11 protein-coding genes and 1 pseudogene are annotated in these 16,058 nt (G+C 70.6%); 9 read left to right on the top strand and 3 right to left on the bottom strand.

Annotated features, from left to right (window positions below; genetic code table 11):
* Positions 1-49 precede the first annotated feature (49 nt).
* The 6 genes and pseudogenes from aroA to mscL all read left to right on the top strand — a co-directional run.
* On the top strand, positions 50-1,390 hold the full coding sequence (aroA, locus tag V6S85_RS04560; RefSeq protein WP_334348182.1) for a 3-phosphoshikimate 1-carboxyvinyltransferase: 1,341 nt from the start codon (positions 50-52) through the stop codon (positions 1,388-1,390).
* Between the two features lie 3 nt (positions 1,391-1,393).
* Positions 1,394-2,026 carry a (d)CMP kinase gene (gene cmk / locus V6S85_RS04555; protein ID WP_334348181.1) on the top strand — a complete coding sequence of 211 codons (633 nt, stop codon included), beginning with the start codon at positions 1,394-1,396 and terminating at the stop codon, positions 2,024-2,026.
* Between the two features lie 150 nt (positions 2,027-2,176).
* A complete protein-coding gene (gene rpsA, locus V6S85_RS04550) occupies positions 2,177-3,886 on the top strand; it encodes a 30S ribosomal protein S1 (protein WP_101720493.1) in 1,710 nt (569 codons plus the stop codon).
* 139 nt (positions 3,887-4,025) lie between these two features.
* Positions 4,026-5,990, top strand: coding sequence for a DUF3857 domain-containing protein (locus V6S85_RS04545; RefSeq protein ID WP_334348180.1), 1,965 nt, complete (start codon positions 4,026-4,028; stop codon positions 5,988-5,990).
* Positions 5,991-6,077: 87 nt separating this feature from the next.
* A complete protein-coding gene (locus tag V6S85_RS04540; RefSeq protein WP_058348974.1) occupies positions 6,078-6,359 on the top strand; it encodes an integration host factor subunit beta in 282 nt (93 codons plus the stop codon).
* 81 nt (positions 6,360-6,440) lie between these two features.
* Positions 6,441-6,851 (top strand): annotated as a pseudogene (gene mscL, locus V6S85_RS04535) (large-conductance mechanosensitive channel protein MscL); the annotation flags it as partial.
* A gap of 283 nt (positions 6,852-7,134) precedes the next feature.
* Here the strand turns inward: mscL and V6S85_RS04530 are convergent.
* Positions 7,135-7,371, bottom strand: a complete 237-nt coding sequence (locus V6S85_RS04530; RefSeq protein ID WP_334348179.1) for a DUF1674 domain-containing protein — start codon at positions 7,369-7,371, stop codon at positions 7,135-7,137.
* Positions 7,372-7,561: 190 nt separating this feature from the next.
* On the opposite strand from V6S85_RS04530, the gene V6S85_RS04525 reads away from it, so the two are divergent.
* From V6S85_RS04525 to V6S85_RS04515, 3 genes are all read left to right on the top strand, one after another.
* Complete coding sequence (locus tag V6S85_RS04525) at positions 7,562-8,845, top strand: RsmB/NOP family class I SAM-dependent RNA methyltransferase (RefSeq protein ID WP_116569407.1); 1,284 nt, start codon at positions 7,562-7,564, stop codon at positions 8,843-8,845.
* Positions 8,846-8,914: 69 nt separating this feature from the next.
* Entirely contained in the window at positions 8,915-9,574 is a 660-nt protein-coding gene (gene rpe, locus V6S85_RS04520; protein ID WP_334348178.1) for a ribulose-phosphate 3-epimerase, read from the top strand.
* 9 nt (positions 9,575-9,583) lie between these two features.
* The gene (locus V6S85_RS04515) at positions 9,584-11,320 is read left to right on the top strand and encodes a heparinase II/III family protein (RefSeq protein WP_334348177.1); all 1,737 of its coding nucleotides are present in this window, start codon (positions 9,584-9,586) and stop codon (positions 11,318-11,320) included.
* Between the two features lie 141 nt (positions 11,321-11,461).
* On the opposite strand, the gene V6S85_RS04510 is transcribed toward V6S85_RS04515, so the two are convergent.
* Positions 11,462-13,129 carry an MFS transporter gene (locus V6S85_RS04510; protein WP_334348176.1) on the bottom strand — a complete coding sequence of 556 codons (1,668 nt, stop codon included), beginning with the start codon at positions 13,127-13,129 and terminating at the stop codon, positions 11,462-11,464.
* A gap of 76 nt (positions 13,130-13,205) precedes the next feature.
* The gene (locus V6S85_RS04505; protein ID WP_116569411.1) at positions 13,206-15,875 is read right to left on the bottom strand and encodes a PAS domain S-box protein; all 2,670 of its coding nucleotides are present in this window, start codon (positions 15,873-15,875) and stop codon (positions 13,206-13,208) included.
* Positions 15,876-16,058 lie beyond the last annotated feature (183 nt).

Genomic DNA, 16,058 nt, shown 5'->3' with positions numbered 1-16,058 from the left:
AAGCAAACCCCTTCGCGAAACACCTATGTTGCAAGGAGCCGGTTTCGGCATGACCACGGCTGGATTGAAGAGCGCCCCGGGCGGGAGCCTTCGCGGTACGGTTCGGGCGCCTGGCGACAAGTCCATTTCGCACCGTTCGATGATCCTGGGCGCGCTTGCGAGCGGCACCACCACCATCGAGGGGCTGCTGGAAGGCGACGACGTCCTGGCGACCGCGCGGGCCATGCAGGCCTTCGGCGCGCGCGTCGAGAAGGAAGGCGTCGGCCGCTGGCGCGTCGAGGGCAAGGGCGGCTTTTCCGAACCCTCGGACGTCATCGACTGCGGCAACGCCGGCACCGGCGTGCGGCTGATCATGGGCGCGGCGGCGGGCTTTTCCATGTGCGCGACCTTCACCGGCGACGCCAGCCTGCGTGGTCGTCCGATGGGCCGCGTGCTCGATCCGCTGGCCCGCATGGGCGCCACCTGGTACGGCCGCGACAAGGGCCGCCTGCCGCTGACCCTGAAGGGCGGCAGCTTGCGCGGCCTCGTCTACACCCTGCCGATGGCCTCGGCCCAGGTGAAGTCGGCCGTGCTGCTGGCCGGCCTGCACGCCGAGGGCGGCGTCGAGGTTGTCGAGCCGGAAGCCACGCGCGACCACACCGAGCGCATGCTGCGGGCCTTCGGCGCCGAGGTGCTGGTCGAGGACAAGCCCAGTGGCGACCATGTCGTTCGCCACGTGCGCCTGCCGGAAGGCCAGAAGCTGAAGGGCACGCACGTGCAGGTGCCGGGCGACCCGTCGTCGGCCGCCTTCCCGCTGGTCGCGGCCCTGATCGTCCCCGGCTCGGAAGTGACCGTCGAGGGCGTGATGCTCAACGTGCTGCGCACCGGCCTCTTCACGACCCTGCAGGAAATGGGCGCCGACCTGACCATCTCGAACGTCCGCGTCGAGAGCGGCGAGGAGGTCGGCGACATCACCGCCCGCCATTCGCAGCTGAAGGGCGTCGTCGTGCCGCCCGAGCGCGCCCCGGCGATGATCGACGAATATCCGATCCTGGCCGTCGCGGCCGCCTTCGCCGACGGTCCGACCGTCATGCGCGGCATCGGCGAGATGCGGGTCAAGGAAAGCGACCGCATCGCCCTGACGGCGGCGGGCCTGACGGCCTGCGGCGTCACGGTCGAGGAAGAGCCCGAGGGCATGACCGTGGTTGGCACGCAAGGCGGCAACCATCCGGTGCGCGGCGGCGGCAAGGTGATCACCCACGGCGATCACCGCATCGCCATGAGCCACCTGATCCTGGGCCTGGCCGCCGAGGAGCCCGTCGAGATCGACGAGCCGGGCATGATCGCCACCAGCTTCCCCGGCTTCGTGTCGCTGATGACGGGCCTGGGCGGCTCGATCGCCGAGGCCTGATCCATGGGTTTCGTGATCGCCGTCGACGGCCCCGCCGCCTCGGGCAAGGGCACAATCGCCTCGCGCCTGGCGGCCCATTACGGCCTGCCGATGCTCGACACCGGCCTGCTCTATCGGGCCGTGGGCGTGCGCCTGCTGGACGCCGGCGGCGACCTTGACGACGCGGCGGCGGCCGAGGCCTCGGCCCGAGGCCTGGACCTGGCCGAACTGGAGCGTCCCGAGGTGCGCACCCGCGCGGCCGGCGAGGCCGCCAGCCGGGTCGCCGTGCATCCGGGCGTGCGTTCGGCCCTGTTCGACCTGCAGCGCGCCTTCGCCGGCCAGCAGGGCGGCGCGGTGCTCGACGGGCGCGACATCGGCACGGTCATCGCCCCCGAGGCGCCGGCCAAGCTCTATGTCACCGCCAGCGCCGAAGTGCGCGCCGACCGCCGCTGGAAGCAGCTGACCGGGCAGGGCGAGAGCGTCACCTTCGACGAGATCCTGGCCGACATCAGAAAGCGCGACGAGCGCGACGGCGGCCGCAAGGACGCCCCCATGGCCCAGGCTGTGGACGCTATCTTGCTTGATACGTCGGAAATGACTATATCCCAGGCCTTCGATGCGGCTCTCCGCATCGTCGAGACGGCGCGCGCCCGGTGAGGAAACTCCAAGGGCTAATCTAACGCCCGCCTCGCCGCCGCTTTGGAAGCGCCGGATCGCATCAAAATCAACTTCACCCGGAATCCCGAGAACCGTCACCCGGCGGCGCTCATCGCAGGGCTTCCCACAACCCAGAGATCTTAGATCAGCATGGCTGACGATATGAGCTTCAACCCCACGCGCGACGATTTCGAAGCGCTCCTCAACGACTCCATGGGCGGCCGCGACTTCGCGGAAGGCTCCGTGGTCAAGGGCAAGGTCGTTGGGATCGAGAAGGACTTCGCGATCATCGACGTCGGTCTGAAGACCGAAGGCCGCGTCCAGCTGAAGGAATTCGGCGTCGACGAAGCCGGCAAGGCGACCATCAAGGTCGGCGACACCGTCGAAGTCTTCCTCGAGCGCCTCGAAAACGCCATGGGCGAAGCGGTGATCAGCCGCGAAAAGGCCAAGCGCGAAGAAGCCTGGACCCGCCTGGAAGGCGTCTACGCCAAGAACGAACCCGTCATGGGCGCGATCGTCGGCCGCGTGAAGGGTGGCTTCACCGTCGACCTCGGCGGCGCCTCGGCCTTCCTGCCGGGCTCGCAAGTCGACATCCGTCCGGTGCGCGACGTCGGCCCGCTGATGGGCAAGGAACAGCCCTTCGCCATCCTGAAGATGGACCGTCCGCGCGGCAACATCGTCGTCTCGCGTCGCGCCATCCTGGAAGAAGCCCGCGCCGAGCAGCGCACCGAACTGGTGTCGCAGCTGCAAGAGGGTGAAATCCGCGAAGGCGTCGTCAAGAACATCACCGACTACGGTGCGTTCGTCGACCTGGGCGGCATCGACGGCCTGCTGCACGTCACCGACATGAGCTGGAAGCGCGTCAACCACCCGAGCCAAGTGCTCGCCGTGGGCGACACCGTGAAGGTCCAGATCGTCAAGATCAACCCGGACACCCAGCGCATCTCGCTCGGCATGAAGCAGCTGCAGTCGGATCCGTGGGACGGCGTCGAAGCCAAGTACCCGGTCGGCGCCAAGTTCACCGGCCGCATCACCAACATCACCGACTACGGCGCCTTCGTGGAGCTGGAAGCCGGCGTTGAAGGCCTGGTGCACGTGTCGGAAATGTCGTGGACCAAGAAGAACGTCCACCCCGGCAAGATCGTGTCGACCTCGCAGGAAGTCGACGTCGTGGTTCTGGACGTCGATCCGTCCAAGCGCCGCGTCTCGCTGGGCCTGAAGCAAGCCCTGGCCAACCCGTGGGAAGCCTTCGTCGAGGCTCACCCGATCGGCTCGACCGTCGAAGGCGAAGTCAAGAACGCGACCGAATTCGGTCTGTTCGTCGGCCTCGACAACGACATCGACGGCATGGTGCACCTGTCGGACATCGACTGGAGCGTCGCCGGCGAAGAAGCCATGGCTCGCTACAAGAAGGGCGACGTCGTCAAGGCGAAGGTTCTCGATGTCGACATCGAGAAGGAACGCATCTCGCTGGGCATCAAGCAGCTGGCCGGCGACCCGATGTCGGGCGACACCTTCCGCAAGAACCAGACCGTGACCGTCACCGTCACGGAAGTCACCTCGGGCGGCATCGAAGTCCGCTTCGGTGAAGACGACGCCCCGATGACCGCCTTCATCCGCAAGTCGGACCTGTCGCGCGATCGTCAGGAACAGCGCCCCGAGCGCTTCGCCGTGGGCGACCGCGTCGACGCTCAGATCACCAACGTGGACAAGGCTGCTCGCCGCGTCTCGCTGTCGATCAAGTCGCTGGAAATGGCCGAAGAGAAGGAAGCCATCGAGCAGTTCGGCTCGTCGGACTCTGGCGCTTCGCTGGGCGACATCCTGGGCGCCGCTCTGCGCGAGCGCGCCACGAAGGACTAAGCTTCTGCCTCACGGCATGAGCTGAAGACAGGCGGCGGTCGGAGCAATCCGACCGCCGTTTTTCTTTTGCGCGTACTCTTGGCCGTGCGCCCTGGGATTGTATGGTCCCGCTTGTCTGAGTAGTTGGCAGGGGCGCCCCATGTTCAAGTCTTCCGCGCTGGTGGTTCCAGCCGCCGCCATGGCCGCCATGTGGGCCGGCCACGCCGCCGCGGCCGACAAGCCGGTCTACGCCGCGCCCGCCGCCTGGGTGGATGTCGCCGCCATCCCCGCCCTCCAGCCCGGACCCGAGACCCCCGCCACCCAGGTGCTGCTCGACGACAGCCAGACCCGGCTCGAGCGCTCGGGCGGGACCTTCTACAACCGCCGCGTCGTCCGCATCGTGAAGACCGAGGGCCTGTCGGGCTCCGGCTCGCGCTCGGTGTCATGGAACCCGACCGCCGAGACGGTCACCCTGCACACCCTGGCCATCCGTCGCGGCGACCAGGTCATCGACCTGCTGCAGGGCGGCAAGGACGTGCTGGTCATCCGCCGCGAGACCAATCTCGAACGCGCCATGCTCGACGGCCGCCTGACCGCGAGCATCCAGATCAAGGACCTGCAGGTCGGCGACGTGGTCGACTGGGCCTACACCGTCCACCGCACCGAGCCGCTGCTCGACAATCGCGGCCAGACGTTCGAGCGCATGGGCTGGGGCGACAGGATCGGCCGCTACCGCGTGCGCATCGAGTGGCCGCAGGACAATCCGGTGATCTGGAAGACCACGACCGGTTTTCCGCAGCCGACGGTCGCCAAGGCGGGCGGCTTCACCCGGCTGAGCGTCGACCTGAGCGACGCCGAGGCCCCCAAGGCCCCGGCCGGCGCGCCGCTGCGCTTCCTGCGGGTGGGCGAGCTGCAGGCCTCGACCTATGCCGACTGGGCCGAGATCTCCCGGCGGATGTATCCCCTCTACGACAAGGCAGCCGAGCTGGCGCCGGATTCGCCGGTGCGGGCCGAGATCGCGCGCATCGCCGCCCTGACCAAGGATCCCAAGGAACGCGCCTTCGCCGCGCTGCAACTGGTCGAGGACAAGACCCGCTACCTGGCGCTCAGCATGGGCGACGGCGGCTATCGTCCCGCGCCGGCCGACGAGACCTGGGCGCGGCGCTTCGGCGACTGCAAGGGCAAGACGGTGCTGCTGCTGGCCCTGCTGCGCGGCCTGGACGTCGAGGCCGAGCCGGCCATCGTCTCGACCTCCAGCGGCGACGGCATGGACGAGCGGGTCGCCGCCGCCGGCCAGTTCAACCACATCATCGTGCGCGCCCGCATCGGCGGGAAGAGCTACTGGCTGGACGGCACGCGCTCGGGCGACAAGGGCGGCCTCGACCAGCTGCGTCCGCCGAGCTTCCGCTGGGCCCTGCCGGTGCGCGCCAAGGGGGCGGGCCTGGAGCCGATCGAGCAGCCGCCGCTGAGCCAGGCCCTGACCGAGACCAAGCTCCACATCGACGCCTCGGCCGGCCTCGACAAGCCCGCGCCGGTGCGGGTCGAGATGCTGATGCGCGGCGACGCGGCCCGGGCCTTCAGCCGCTCGCTGGAGACCGCGCCCAAGGCCGACATCGAGCGGGCCCTCAAGCAGAGCATCTCCAAGACCTCCAGCTGGATCACGCTGGAGACCGTCGACTGGACGAAGGCCGAGGATGGCGAGCTGAAGGTCGTGATGAGCGGGACCGGCACGCCGGAGTGGCGGCTGAACGACGACCTCGGGGTCCGCGAGCTGAAGCTGGGCGGCGGCGAAGGCCGGGGAACGACCTTCCCGCGTCGCGAGCCGGGCCCCAACGCCGACGCGCCCTTCGTCCTGCGCTATCCGTCCTACACCCATGGGACGATGGAGGTGGTGCTGCCGAACAAGGGCGAGGGCTTCACCGTCAAGGGCGTCAATGGCGAGGACGCCGCCACCGGCTATCGGGTGACCAAGTCGGCCAAGGTGACCGACGGCGTCGCCCGCTTCGAGACGGTGACCCGCAGCGAGGCCCGCGAGCTGCCGTTCGCCCAGGTCGAGGCCGCCAACGCCGCCATCCGCAAGGCCGCCTACGACGTGGAGATCGTCAGGGCGCCGAAGGGTCTTTGAGGGACGGCCCGTAACCTTTTCCTTGAAGATTGCGGCCTGCTTGGGCAAAGGTCGCGGCGCGCCGCTCCCTCGGCGCAGGGGATACCGATGATCAAGTCCGAACTCATCGCCAGGCTCGCGAACGAAAACCCGCACCTGACGCAGAAGGACGTCGAGCGCGTGGTCGGCGTCATCCTCGAACGGATGATCAACGCGCTCGAGGCCGGTGGTCGCGTCGAACTGCGCGGTTTCGGGGCCCTGTCGGTGCGCTCGCGTCCCGCCCGCGCCGGCCGCAACCCGCGCACGGGGGAAACCGTCGACGTCCGCGCCAAGCACGTTCCGTTCTTCAAGAGCGGCAAGGAACTGCGCGCCCGCCTGAACGCCGAGTAGTCGGCCGGCCGACTCTCTTGCCCCTTGGGGCGAACCGGCTCAGCCTTTCGGCGTTCCGGTTAGCCACGAGGGGTTTTGCGCATGAGCATCGTCAAGGAATTCCGCGAGTTCATCGCCCGCGGCAACGTCATCGACCTGGCCGTCGGCGTCATCATCGGCGCGGCCTTCAACGGCATCGTCAAGAGCCTGGTCGACCAGGTGATCATGCCGCCGATCGGCCTGCTGACCGGCGGTCTCGACTTCTCGAAGCTGGAATGGGTGCTGCGGGCCGAGGATCCGGCCACCGAGGCGATCGAGAAGGTCGCCATCCAGTACGGCGCCTTCATCAACACCCTGATCCAGTTCTTCATCGTCGCGGCCGTGGTGTTCCTGCTGGTCAAGCTGGTCAACCAGATCCGCCGCGCCGACGCCGCCGAACCCGCGCCCGAGGCGCCGGCCGCCCCGACGCCGGAAGAAAAGCTGCTGACCGAGATCCGCGACCTGCTGGCCAAGCCGGCCGTGGCCGCCGTCGTCCCCGCCGCTGAAAAGCCCGCGCCGGTCGCCAAGGCCGCCGCCGCGCCTAAGGCTCCGGCGAAGAAGCCGGCCGCCCCGCGCAAGCCGAAGGGGTGAGATGAGAGGCCCTCTCCCGGAGGGGAGAGGGAGGGGCCCGCCGCGTAGCGGTGGGAGGGTGAGGGGTGACGCCGCCAACCGGCGTGCCGACACGCCGTCTTCAGTCCCTAACCCCTCATCCGGCGCTTCGCGCCACCTTCTCCCTTCAGGGAGAAGGAAGATATGGCTAGAAATCCACCGCCACGCCCTTGCGCTCCCAGTCGCCGAAGCGCGTGGGCTCGGGGCCGTCGCGGCCGCCCTTCTCGGTGGGCAGGGCCAGGGCCGCCTCGGCGTCGCGGCGGGCCGCGGCTTCTTCCAGGGCGCGCCGCGCCGCAGGGCTCAGGTCCTTGCCGGGCGCGGCGCCCAAGCGGGCCAGTTCAGGGTCCTGAACCTCGGAAAACGGGGAAGAAAGATCGTCGGACATGGTGTTTCATAGCACGCAAGCGCGGAAGGAGCACCCGGAGCGCGTCAGGCGAAAGTGTGGGCGGTTTCGCCGCCTGACGCGCTCCAACTCCCGAAAAATAGAGCCTTTTTGGACGCTTCAGGCGAGATCGCCTGAAGCTAAAAGGCTCTAGGGGCTTGCGCTCGCGCTCATTGCGGGGCACGGCGGGGCGGTGACTCAGGAACTGAACGACGGCCTTCCCGCACGGGAAGCGGCCCTCGCCCTACTCGACGCGGCTCTTTCGCGCCGCGGCGGCCTCGACGAGGCCGCGACGACCAACGCTTTCCGCGCCTTGGAGCCGCGTGAGCGCGCCTTCGCGCGCGCCTTGGCCATGGCCGCCCTGCGCCGTCTGGGACCCGTCGACCGGGCTCTCGCCGCCAAGCTCAGCAAGGAGCCGCCGCCGCGCGTGCGCAACCTGCTGCGCCTGGGCGCGACCCAGGCCTTCTTCCTCGACGTGCCCGCCTTCGCGGCCGTGGCGACCAGCGTCGAGCTGGCCGGCGCCAACAAGGCCAGCCGTCCGTTCAAGGGCCTGGTCAATGCGGTGCTGCGCGGCCTGCTTCGCGACGGCGCGCCGGCCGATGATCCCGCCGCCCTCGTGCCGCCGTGGCTGTTCGCCCGCTGGGTCAGCGCCTGGGGCCAGGACGACGCCCGGGCCCTGGCCGCCGTGGTGGCCGAGGAGCCGGCCACCGACCTTTCCGTTAAGCCGGGGACCGATCTGGCGCCGCTCGCCGAGGCCCTGGAGGCAGAGATCCTGCCGGGCGACACCCTGCGCACCCGCCGCCGCGGCGACGTGGCCGGCTGGCCCGACTTCGAGGCCGGGAGCTGGTGGGTGCAGGACGCCGCCGCCGCCATTCCCGCGCGCCTGCTGGACGTCAAGCCAGGCGAGACCGCCGTCGACCTCTGCGCCGCCCCGGGCGGCAAGACCCTGCAGCTGGCCGCCGCCGGCGCCAGGGTCGTGGCCGTCGATCGCTCGGCCGCCCGCCTCAAGCGCGTGGGCGAGAACCTCGCCCGCATGAGCCTGGAAGCCGAGGTCGTGGCCGCCGACGCCTCGACCTGGACCGACGAGCGCAGCTTCGACGCCGTGCTGCTGGATGCGCCGTGCTCGGCCACCGGCACCTTCCGCCGCCATCCCGACGTGCTGTGGGCCGCGCGCCCCGGCGACGTGGCCAGCCTGGCGACCGTGCAGTCGGCCCTGCTGGACAGCGCCGCCCAGCGCACCGCGCCCGGCGGCCGCCTCGTCTACTGCGTCTGCTCGCTGGAGCCGGAGGAGGGCGAGGCCCAGGTCGAGGCCTTCCTGGCCCGCCATCCGGAGTTCTCGCTGGACCCGATCTCGGCCGGCGAAAGCGGCGCGCCGGAGGCCAGCCTGACCGCCCGCGGGACGCTGCGCCTGCTGCCCCATCATCGCGAGGGCGGCCAGGACGGCTTCTTCGCGGCTCGTTTCGTGAAGGCCAAGTAGAGCGCGGGAGCCGAACCCGGCCTTCACTCGCTTGTAGCTTGAGCCTTTGACCGGTAATTCAGGGATACTATGACCGCGCCGATCATCGCCCCGTCGATCCTCGCCTCCGACTTCGCCAAGTTGGGCGCCGAAGTGGCCGCCATCGAGGCGGCCGGCGCCGACTGGGTGCACGTCGACGTCATGGACGGCCATTTCGTGCCGAACATCACGCTGGGCCCCGACATCGTCAAAGCCATCCGGCCGCACGCCAAGATCCCGTTCGACGTGCACCTGATGATCAGCCCGGCCGATCCCTACCTGGAAGCGTTCCGCGAGGCCGGCGCCGACATCATCAGCATCCACCCGGAAGCCGGGCCGCACCTGCACCGCTCGCTCAAGCGCATCCGCCAGCTGGGCGCCAAGGCCGGGGTGGTGTTCAACCCCTCGACCAGCCTCGACCACGTCGAATGGATCCTCGAGGACGTCGACCTGGTGCTGGTCATGTCGGTGAACCCAGGCTTCGGCGGCCAGAGCTTCATTCCGGGCCAGCTGCGCAAGGTCGAGGCCCTGCGCAAGCTGATCGACGCCCAGGGCCTGGACATCATCCTGGAGGTCGACGGCGGCGTGACCCCGGTCACCGCGCCGCAATGCGTCGCCGCCGGCGCCACGGCCCTGGTGGCCGGCTCGGCGGTATTCAAGGGCGGCCCGCAGGCCTACGCCGCCAACATCAGCGCCCTCAAAGGGGGCTGACGCCACGGCATGACCGGCGCGCCCGCTACGCCTTCCGCATCCAGGCCCGCCGGGCGTCCCCTGCGGCGCGGAGTCGTGTTGTCGCGGTCGATCGCCGCCTCGGCCCGCGCGGCCGTCGAGCGCGAGTGGTTCGGTTCACCGCCGCATCGGGCGGTGATCTCGGCCCCGCGCCCCGTCGGCCTGTCGGGCCGGCCGCACGATCCTCGTCCCGTCGACGCCCTGCGCGGCCGTCAGCTGCTGGACGGCGTGCTGACCCTGCATGACGAGAGCCTGAAGGTCGGGCCCGAGGGCGACCCCTTCGACACCCCCAGCCCCTCGCGCGCCTTCGCCGTGGCGTTGCACCGCTTCGATTGGCTGCCCGGCCTGCTGGTCCACGGTCCCGAGGGCGCGCGCCGGGCCTTGCGCCTGATCCAGGACTGGCGGCGGGTGTTCGGAACCTGGAACGCCTTCTCGTGGTCGGGCGAATGCCTGGAGCGCCGCACCTTCCACCTGGCCTGCGCCGCCAAGACCCTGTCGCCCGGCGCTTCGGACGCCGAGAGCGCCGCCCTGGCGCTGGACATCGCCCGCGGCGCCCGCCAGCTGATGAAGGCTTCGGACGCCCCCGATCGCGCCCTGGAGCGGGCGATCGTGGTGGCCGTGGCCGGCGCCGCCCTGGTGGGCAAGGCCGCCGACCGGTTGATGGCCGAGGGCCTGCGCCGCGTCGCCCGCGAGATCGACGCCATCGTTTTGGCCGACGGCGGCCACGCCACGCGTTCGCCCGAGGCGGGGCTGGAGCTCCTGTTCGACCTGCTCACCCTCGACGACGCCCTGGGCCAGCGCGGCCGGCCGACGCCTGAAGCGGTCAGCCGGGCCATCGACCGGCTGTCATCGGGCCTGCGTTTCTTCACCCTGGCCGACGGCAAGCTGGCGGCTTTCCACGGCGGCGAGACCGTCGAGCCGGCCCGCATCGCCGCCGCCCTGGCCCATGACGATCACGGCCCGCGTCCGCCGATGGACATGCCGCACGCCGGCTTCCAGAGGATGCAGGGCGGCGCGATCCAGGTGCTGGCCGACGCCGGCGCGCCGCCGATCGGCGCGCTCAGCCGCTCGGCCTGCGCCCAGCCGGCGGCGCTGGAGATCGTCTGCGGCAAGGACCGGCTGATCACCTCCAGCGGCTGGAGCCCCGAGGCGGCCAACGCCCAGGCCTTCCGCCTGTCGGACGCGGCCTCGACGGTGTCGGTGGGCGAAGGCTCGGCCGGCCGGCCGTTGTCGGGTTTCCGGGCCGCGGCGCTCGGCCCCTGGCTGGTCGACGGCGCGACCAGCGTCGAGTCCCGCCGCCATGACGGCGAGCAGGGCGTCTGGCTCGACATCGTCCACGATGGCTGGCGGCGCCTGGGCCTCAAGCACGCCCGCCGCCTGTTCCTGGATCTCGCCGCCGACGAGCTGCGCGGCGAAGACAGCCTGATCCCGATGGCCGAGGCCAAGGCCGACGGCCCTCGCCGCTATCACCCGTTCAAGATCAGCTTCCACCTGCACCCCAACGCCCGCGCCTCGCTGGCGCGCGACGGCAAGAGCGTGCTGATCAAGGGGCCTTCGAACGTCGGCTGGTGGCTGCGCAACGACGCGCCCGACGTCGCCGTCCTGGCCGCCCCGCACTTCGACCACGGCCACGCCCGCCAGGCCGGGGTGATCGTGCTGAAAAGCCAGGTCCGCGCCGAGAAGGGCGCCAAGATCCGCTGGAAGCTGGCCCGGGCGACGGATCACTAGAACCCGATCCTCCCCCAGAAGGGGGAGGTGGCCCGCAGGGCCGGAGGGGAAGTTTCTGCTGAGGTCGAGGGGGGCTGCTGGTGCAGCATCCACGTCCCCCTCCGTCGGCTTCGCCGACACCTCCCCCTTCAGGGGGAGGGGTCAGTCCAGCGACCTGTCCTTGGTCTCCGGCAGCAGGAACAGGGTGACCAGCACGCTGATCAGGGTGAAGAGCACCGGGTACCAGAGACCGGCATAGATATCCCCGACCGCCGCCACGATGGCGAAGGCGCTGAACGGCACGAAGCCGCCGATCCAGCCCGTGCCGATGTGATAGGGCAGCGACAGGGCCGTGTAGCGCACCCGCGTGGGGAAGAGCTCGACCAGGGCCGCGGCCAGGGGGCCGTAGAGGGCGGTGGCCCCGACCACGAACACCAAGAGGACGCCGAACACGCCCCAGAGGTTCATTCGCTCGGGATCGGCTGTGGTCGGATAGCCGGCCTTGGCCAGGGCAGCCTTGATGGCGGCCTCGCCGGCGGCCTTCACCGCCTTGGCCTCGGCGGCCGGCAGGCCCGTGGCGCTTTGGGAGACGATGCGGGTCTCGCCCACCTGGACGATCGCCTGCGAACCGGCCGGACCGGCGTGGTTGGCGTAGGAGACGCCGGCGTTGGCCAGGGCGCCCTTGGCGATGTCGCAGGACGACACGAAGGCGGCCTTGCCGATGGGATCGAACTGCAGGGCGCAGTCGGCCGGATCGGCGGTGACGCTGACCGGCGCCCTGGCCGAGGCTTCGGCCAAGGCCGGGTTGGCGGCGCGCTCCAGCAGGTGGAAGCCTGGGAAGTAGAAGGCCAGGGCCAGCGCCATGCCGCCCAGCATCACCGGCTTGCGGCCGATCCTGTCCGACAGGGCGCCGAACACGACGTAGAGCACCGCGCTGACCGCCGCGGCGGCCATCATCAGGGCGTTGATCGTGCCGGGCGAGACCTTGAGGAACTTCTCCATGAAGGTCTGGATGTAGAAGAAGGTCGTGTACCAGACCGCGCCCTGGGCCGACATGACGGCGAAGAACGCCAGCAGCACCAGCTTGAGGTTCTTCCACTGGCCGAAGGCCTCGGCATAGGGCGCCTTGGACGCCGCGCCTTCCTCCTTCATCTTGGCGAAGGTCGGGCTTTCGCTGAGCTTCAGGCGCATCCAGACCGAGACCGCCAGCAGGCCGATCGAGACGGCGAAGGGAATGCGCCAGCCCCAGGCGTCGAAGGCGTCCGGGCCGACCAGGGCGCCCAGCAGCCAACGGGTCGCCAGGATGACGAGAAGCGCCGCGAACAGGCCCAGCGACGCCGAGCTCTGCACCCACGAGGTGGCCCGGCCGCGCTGGCCGGGGGGCGAGTGCTCGGCCACGTAGATCGCCGCCCCGCCGTACTCGCCGCCCAGCGCGAAACCCTGCACGCAGCGCAGGATGATCAGCAGGATCGGGGCGATGATCCCCGCCTGCTGGAAGGTGGGCAGCAGGGCGATGGCGAAGGTCGCGCCGCCCATCAGCAGCACCGTGGCCAGGAACGCGCCCTTGCGGCCGGCCTGGTCGCCGATCTTGCCGAACACCAGGGCGCCCAACGGCCGGAAGGCGAAGCCGACCCCGAACAGCGCCAGGGCCGCCACGTAGCCGGCGGTGTCGGACAGGCCGGTGAAGAAGGTCTTGGAAATGACCTGGGCCAGGCTGCCGAAGATGAAGAAGTCGTACCACTCGAAGGCCGTGCCGGCCGACGAGGCCGCCACCACCGTGCGCATCGACGCGCCCTTCTTCTGCGTGGCGCCGGCTGTCGTGTCCGTCATGCGGATCCCCCTGGTTGGCAGGAGGATTAGACCGTAACGCCGGTCGCTGAAAAGGGCCGCCGATCTTGCGGGCTCGTCAGGCGGCGGCGGTCTCGGCGGCGCCGGCGGCCTCCGCCACCCGGACGATCTCGGCCAGCAGGGCGGTGGGCGAGATCGGCTTTGCCGCCACGCCGTTCATGCCGGCGGCCAGGTAGGTGGCCCGCTGGTGGGCCAGGACGTTGGCGGTCAGGGCCACGATCGGGGTGGCGCCGATCGGGCCGGGCAGGGCGCGGATGCGGCGGGCGGCCTCCAGGCCGTCGACGCCGGGCATCTGCACGTCCATCAGGATCAGGTCGAAGCCGCGCATCGCCGCCTCGACCCCGGACAGCCCATCCTCGGCCGTCTCGACGTCGGCGCCGAGCATTTCCAGGATCCGGCGGGCGACCATGCGGTTGGTGGGGTTGTCTTCCACCACCAGGACCTTGAGGCCCTCCAGCATCTTGTCGCCGGCGGCCTCGTCGCGCGGTGCGGTCTGCACCGGCGGGGCGCTGATCGACAGGCTGAAGGTCGAGCCCTCGCCCTCGACCGAGCTGAACTCGACCTCGCCGCCCATCATCTGGGCCAGGCGTCGGGTGATGGCCAGGCCCAGGCCCGAGCCGCCGAACCGCCGGGTGGTGCTGGCGTCGGCCTGCTGGAAGCGCTGGAACAGGCGCTGCTGGGCTTCCTGCGGGATGCCCACGCCGGTGTCGGAAACCTCGAACACCAGCTTGTCCCCCTCCGCCCGGCGCAGGCGCAGCGAGACCGAGCCCGACAGGGTGAACTTCACGGCGTTGCCCACCAGGTTGAACAGGGCTTGGCGCAGGCGGGTGGGATCGGCCAGCACGATGCCGTGGTCGGGGGCTTCGACCACCAGGGCCAGGCCCTTGTGCTCGGCCTGGGCGCGCAGCAGGCGCGCGACGCTGTGCGCCAGGTCGGCCGGGTCGATCGGTTCGGGGGCCACGTCCAGGCGTCCGGCCTCGATGCGCGAGAAGTCGATGATGTCGTCCAGCAGGGTCGACAGCATGCGGCCGCAGGCCAGGGCCTCGCCCAGCAGGTGGTCGGCTTCGGCCGACAGGCCCTGCCGCTTGAGCAGGTGGATCACCCCCAGCACCCCGTTCATGGGCGTGCGGATCTCGTGGCTCATATTGGCCAGGAACTGGGCCTTGGCCTCGTTGGCGGCCTGGGCGGCGCGCTCGGCCTCCACCAGGGCCAGCTCGGCGCGCTTCTGCTCGTCGATGTCGAGCACCAGGCCATAGGCCTTGCTGACCCGGCCCGCGGCGTCGCGGCGGATCTCGTGGAACAGGCGGATCCAGCGCTCCTCGCCGTTGGGGCGCACCACCCGGGCGTCGAAGGCCCGCTCGCCCCAGCGGCCGACGGCCCCGGCGGCGTAGACGGCCGCCACGTCCTCCGAGCGGATCATCGGCCAGATCGCCTGGCGCACGTCGTCGAAGGTGATGCGCTGGCCCAGGATCCGGTGGAACTCCGGCGAGCCCCAGAAGGTCTTCTCGGCGTGGTCGATCTCGTAGACGCCGGCCTGGGCCGCGCCGAGGGCGGTCTTCAGCCGTCGGGCGTTGGCGCGGGCCTCGCGGCGGGCCTCGGTCAGGGCGGTGACGTCGTCCATGTAGGTGATGACGCCGGCGATCGCGCCGGTGGCGTCGCGCCAGGGGCGGGCCTCCCAGCGCAGGCGATGCTCGCGGCCGTGGCCGTCGGTCAGGCTGTCCTCGCGGCGGACGACCGTATGGCCGGTCAGGGCCCGCTCGACGGCGGCGACGAAGCGCTTGCGCACGCCGTAGGTCAGTTCGTGCAGCGACTTGCCGATGACCTCGGCCTCGGTGGCCTGGAAGATGTCGAGGAAGCGGGGGCTGACCACGGTCAGGCGCAGTTCGCGGTCGTAGAGGGCGACGGCGAAGGGGGCGCCCTCGACCAGCTTGCGGGCCTTCTCCTCGCCCCAGCGGGCCAGGTCGCGGTCGCGGGCGACGTCGGTGATGTTCTGCGAGATGCCGCGCAGGGCGAAGACGCCGCCAGGACGCGGCTCGGTCTGGAAGGTGGCGCGGAAGGCGAACTTCTGGCCGGTGGCCCCGCGCATGTGGTGCTCGATCGTGCCCCCCTGGCCGGTGCGCACGGCGCGGGCGAAGGTGGCGCGCACGCGACCGCGCTCGGGCTCGTCGAGCCGGGCGTAGAAGGCCTCGGGCGTCGACACCTCCTCGGGGCGCAGGCCGGTCAGGCTGAGGATGTCGCTCGACCATTCGATGCGGTCGGCGACGGGGTCGAAGCTCCAGACGCCGACCCCGGCGGCCGAGGCCAGCATCTCGCGGGTGCGGCGGGAAACGGCCTGTTCCGCCTTGCGGGCCACCTCGGCCGAGACATCGCGCAGGGTGCCGACGATCTCGCCGGCCGGGCCCAGGCGCGCGTGGGCCTCGAGCCAGATGCGGCGGTCGTCCTTGCAGATCATGCGGACGCGGAACACCGCCCCGCCCATTCCCTGGATCACCTTGCCGGACTCCAACAGCTCCTGGTGGTCGGCGGGATCGACGAACTTCAGGGGCGACTGGCCGATCAGGTCGGCGGCGGTCCAGCCGGTCAGGCGGGTCCAGGCGGGATTGACGGTGGCGAAACGCCTTTCGGCCACGACCGCGAACAGGTCATGGGCGTTCTCGAAGAACCATTGCGCGCTCTCGGCCTGGCTCAGAGGCGCGGGCGGCGTGTCTGGCGAGGGCGGCGAGGACATCCCAGCTCCCGGAGGAAGGTGAGGCGGATTGTCGCGACCAAGGGTAAACTTAAGGTTGGCGTCAGCGCGCTGCGCGCGAGAAATCTCGCGCCGGTCGCGTCAGTCGGGATGAAAATCGCGTCGGCCGCCGCCCGCAAAGAAAAACCCCGCCCGGATCGCTCCGAGCGGGGTCATGTGATCGTT

The organism is Caulobacter sp. CCNWLW153 (assembly GCF_036889365.1).
Classification (GTDB): domain Bacteria; phylum Pseudomonadota; class Alphaproteobacteria; order Caulobacterales; family Caulobacteraceae; genus Caulobacter; species Caulobacter radicis.
The sequence above is the reverse complement of the archived record's forward strand: the minus strand, read 5'-3'. Positions and strand labels throughout refer to the sequence as shown.

Coding starts and splice junctions, on each gene's coding strand:
- V6S85_RS04505 (WP_116569411.1), bottom strand. CDS start 15,875: ATGTCCTCGCCGCCCTCGCCAGACACGCCGCCCGCGCCTCTGAGCCAG.
- V6S85_RS04530 (WP_334348179.1), bottom strand. CDS start 7,371: ATGTCCGACGATCTTTCTTCCCCGTTTTCCGAGGTTCAGGACCCTGAA.
- V6S85_RS04540 (WP_058348974.1), top strand. CDS start 6,078: ATGATCAAGTCCGAACTCATCGCCAGGCTCGCGAACGAAAACCCGCAC.
- V6S85_RS04515 (WP_334348177.1), top strand. CDS start 9,584: ATGACCGGCGCGCCCGCTACGCCTTCCGCATCCAGGCCCGCCGGGCGT.
- V6S85_RS04510 (WP_334348176.1), bottom strand. CDS start 13,129: ATGACGGACACGACAGCCGGCGCCACGCAGAAGAAGGGCGCGTCGATG.
- V6S85_RS04545 (WP_334348180.1), top strand. CDS start 4,026: ATGTTCAAGTCTTCCGCGCTGGTGGTTCCAGCCGCCGCCATGGCCGCC.
- aroA (WP_334348182.1), top strand. CDS start 50: ATGACCACGGCTGGATTGAAGAGCGCCCCGGGCGGGAGCCTTCGCGGT.
- rpsA (WP_101720493.1), top strand. CDS start 2,177: ATGGCTGACGATATGAGCTTCAACCCCACGCGCGACGATTTCGAAGCG.
- cmk (WP_334348181.1), top strand. CDS start 1,394: ATGGGTTTCGTGATCGCCGTCGACGGCCCCGCCGCCTCGGGCAAGGGC.
- rpe (WP_334348178.1), top strand. CDS start 8,915: ATGACCGCGCCGATCATCGCCCCGTCGATCCTCGCCTCCGACTTCGCC.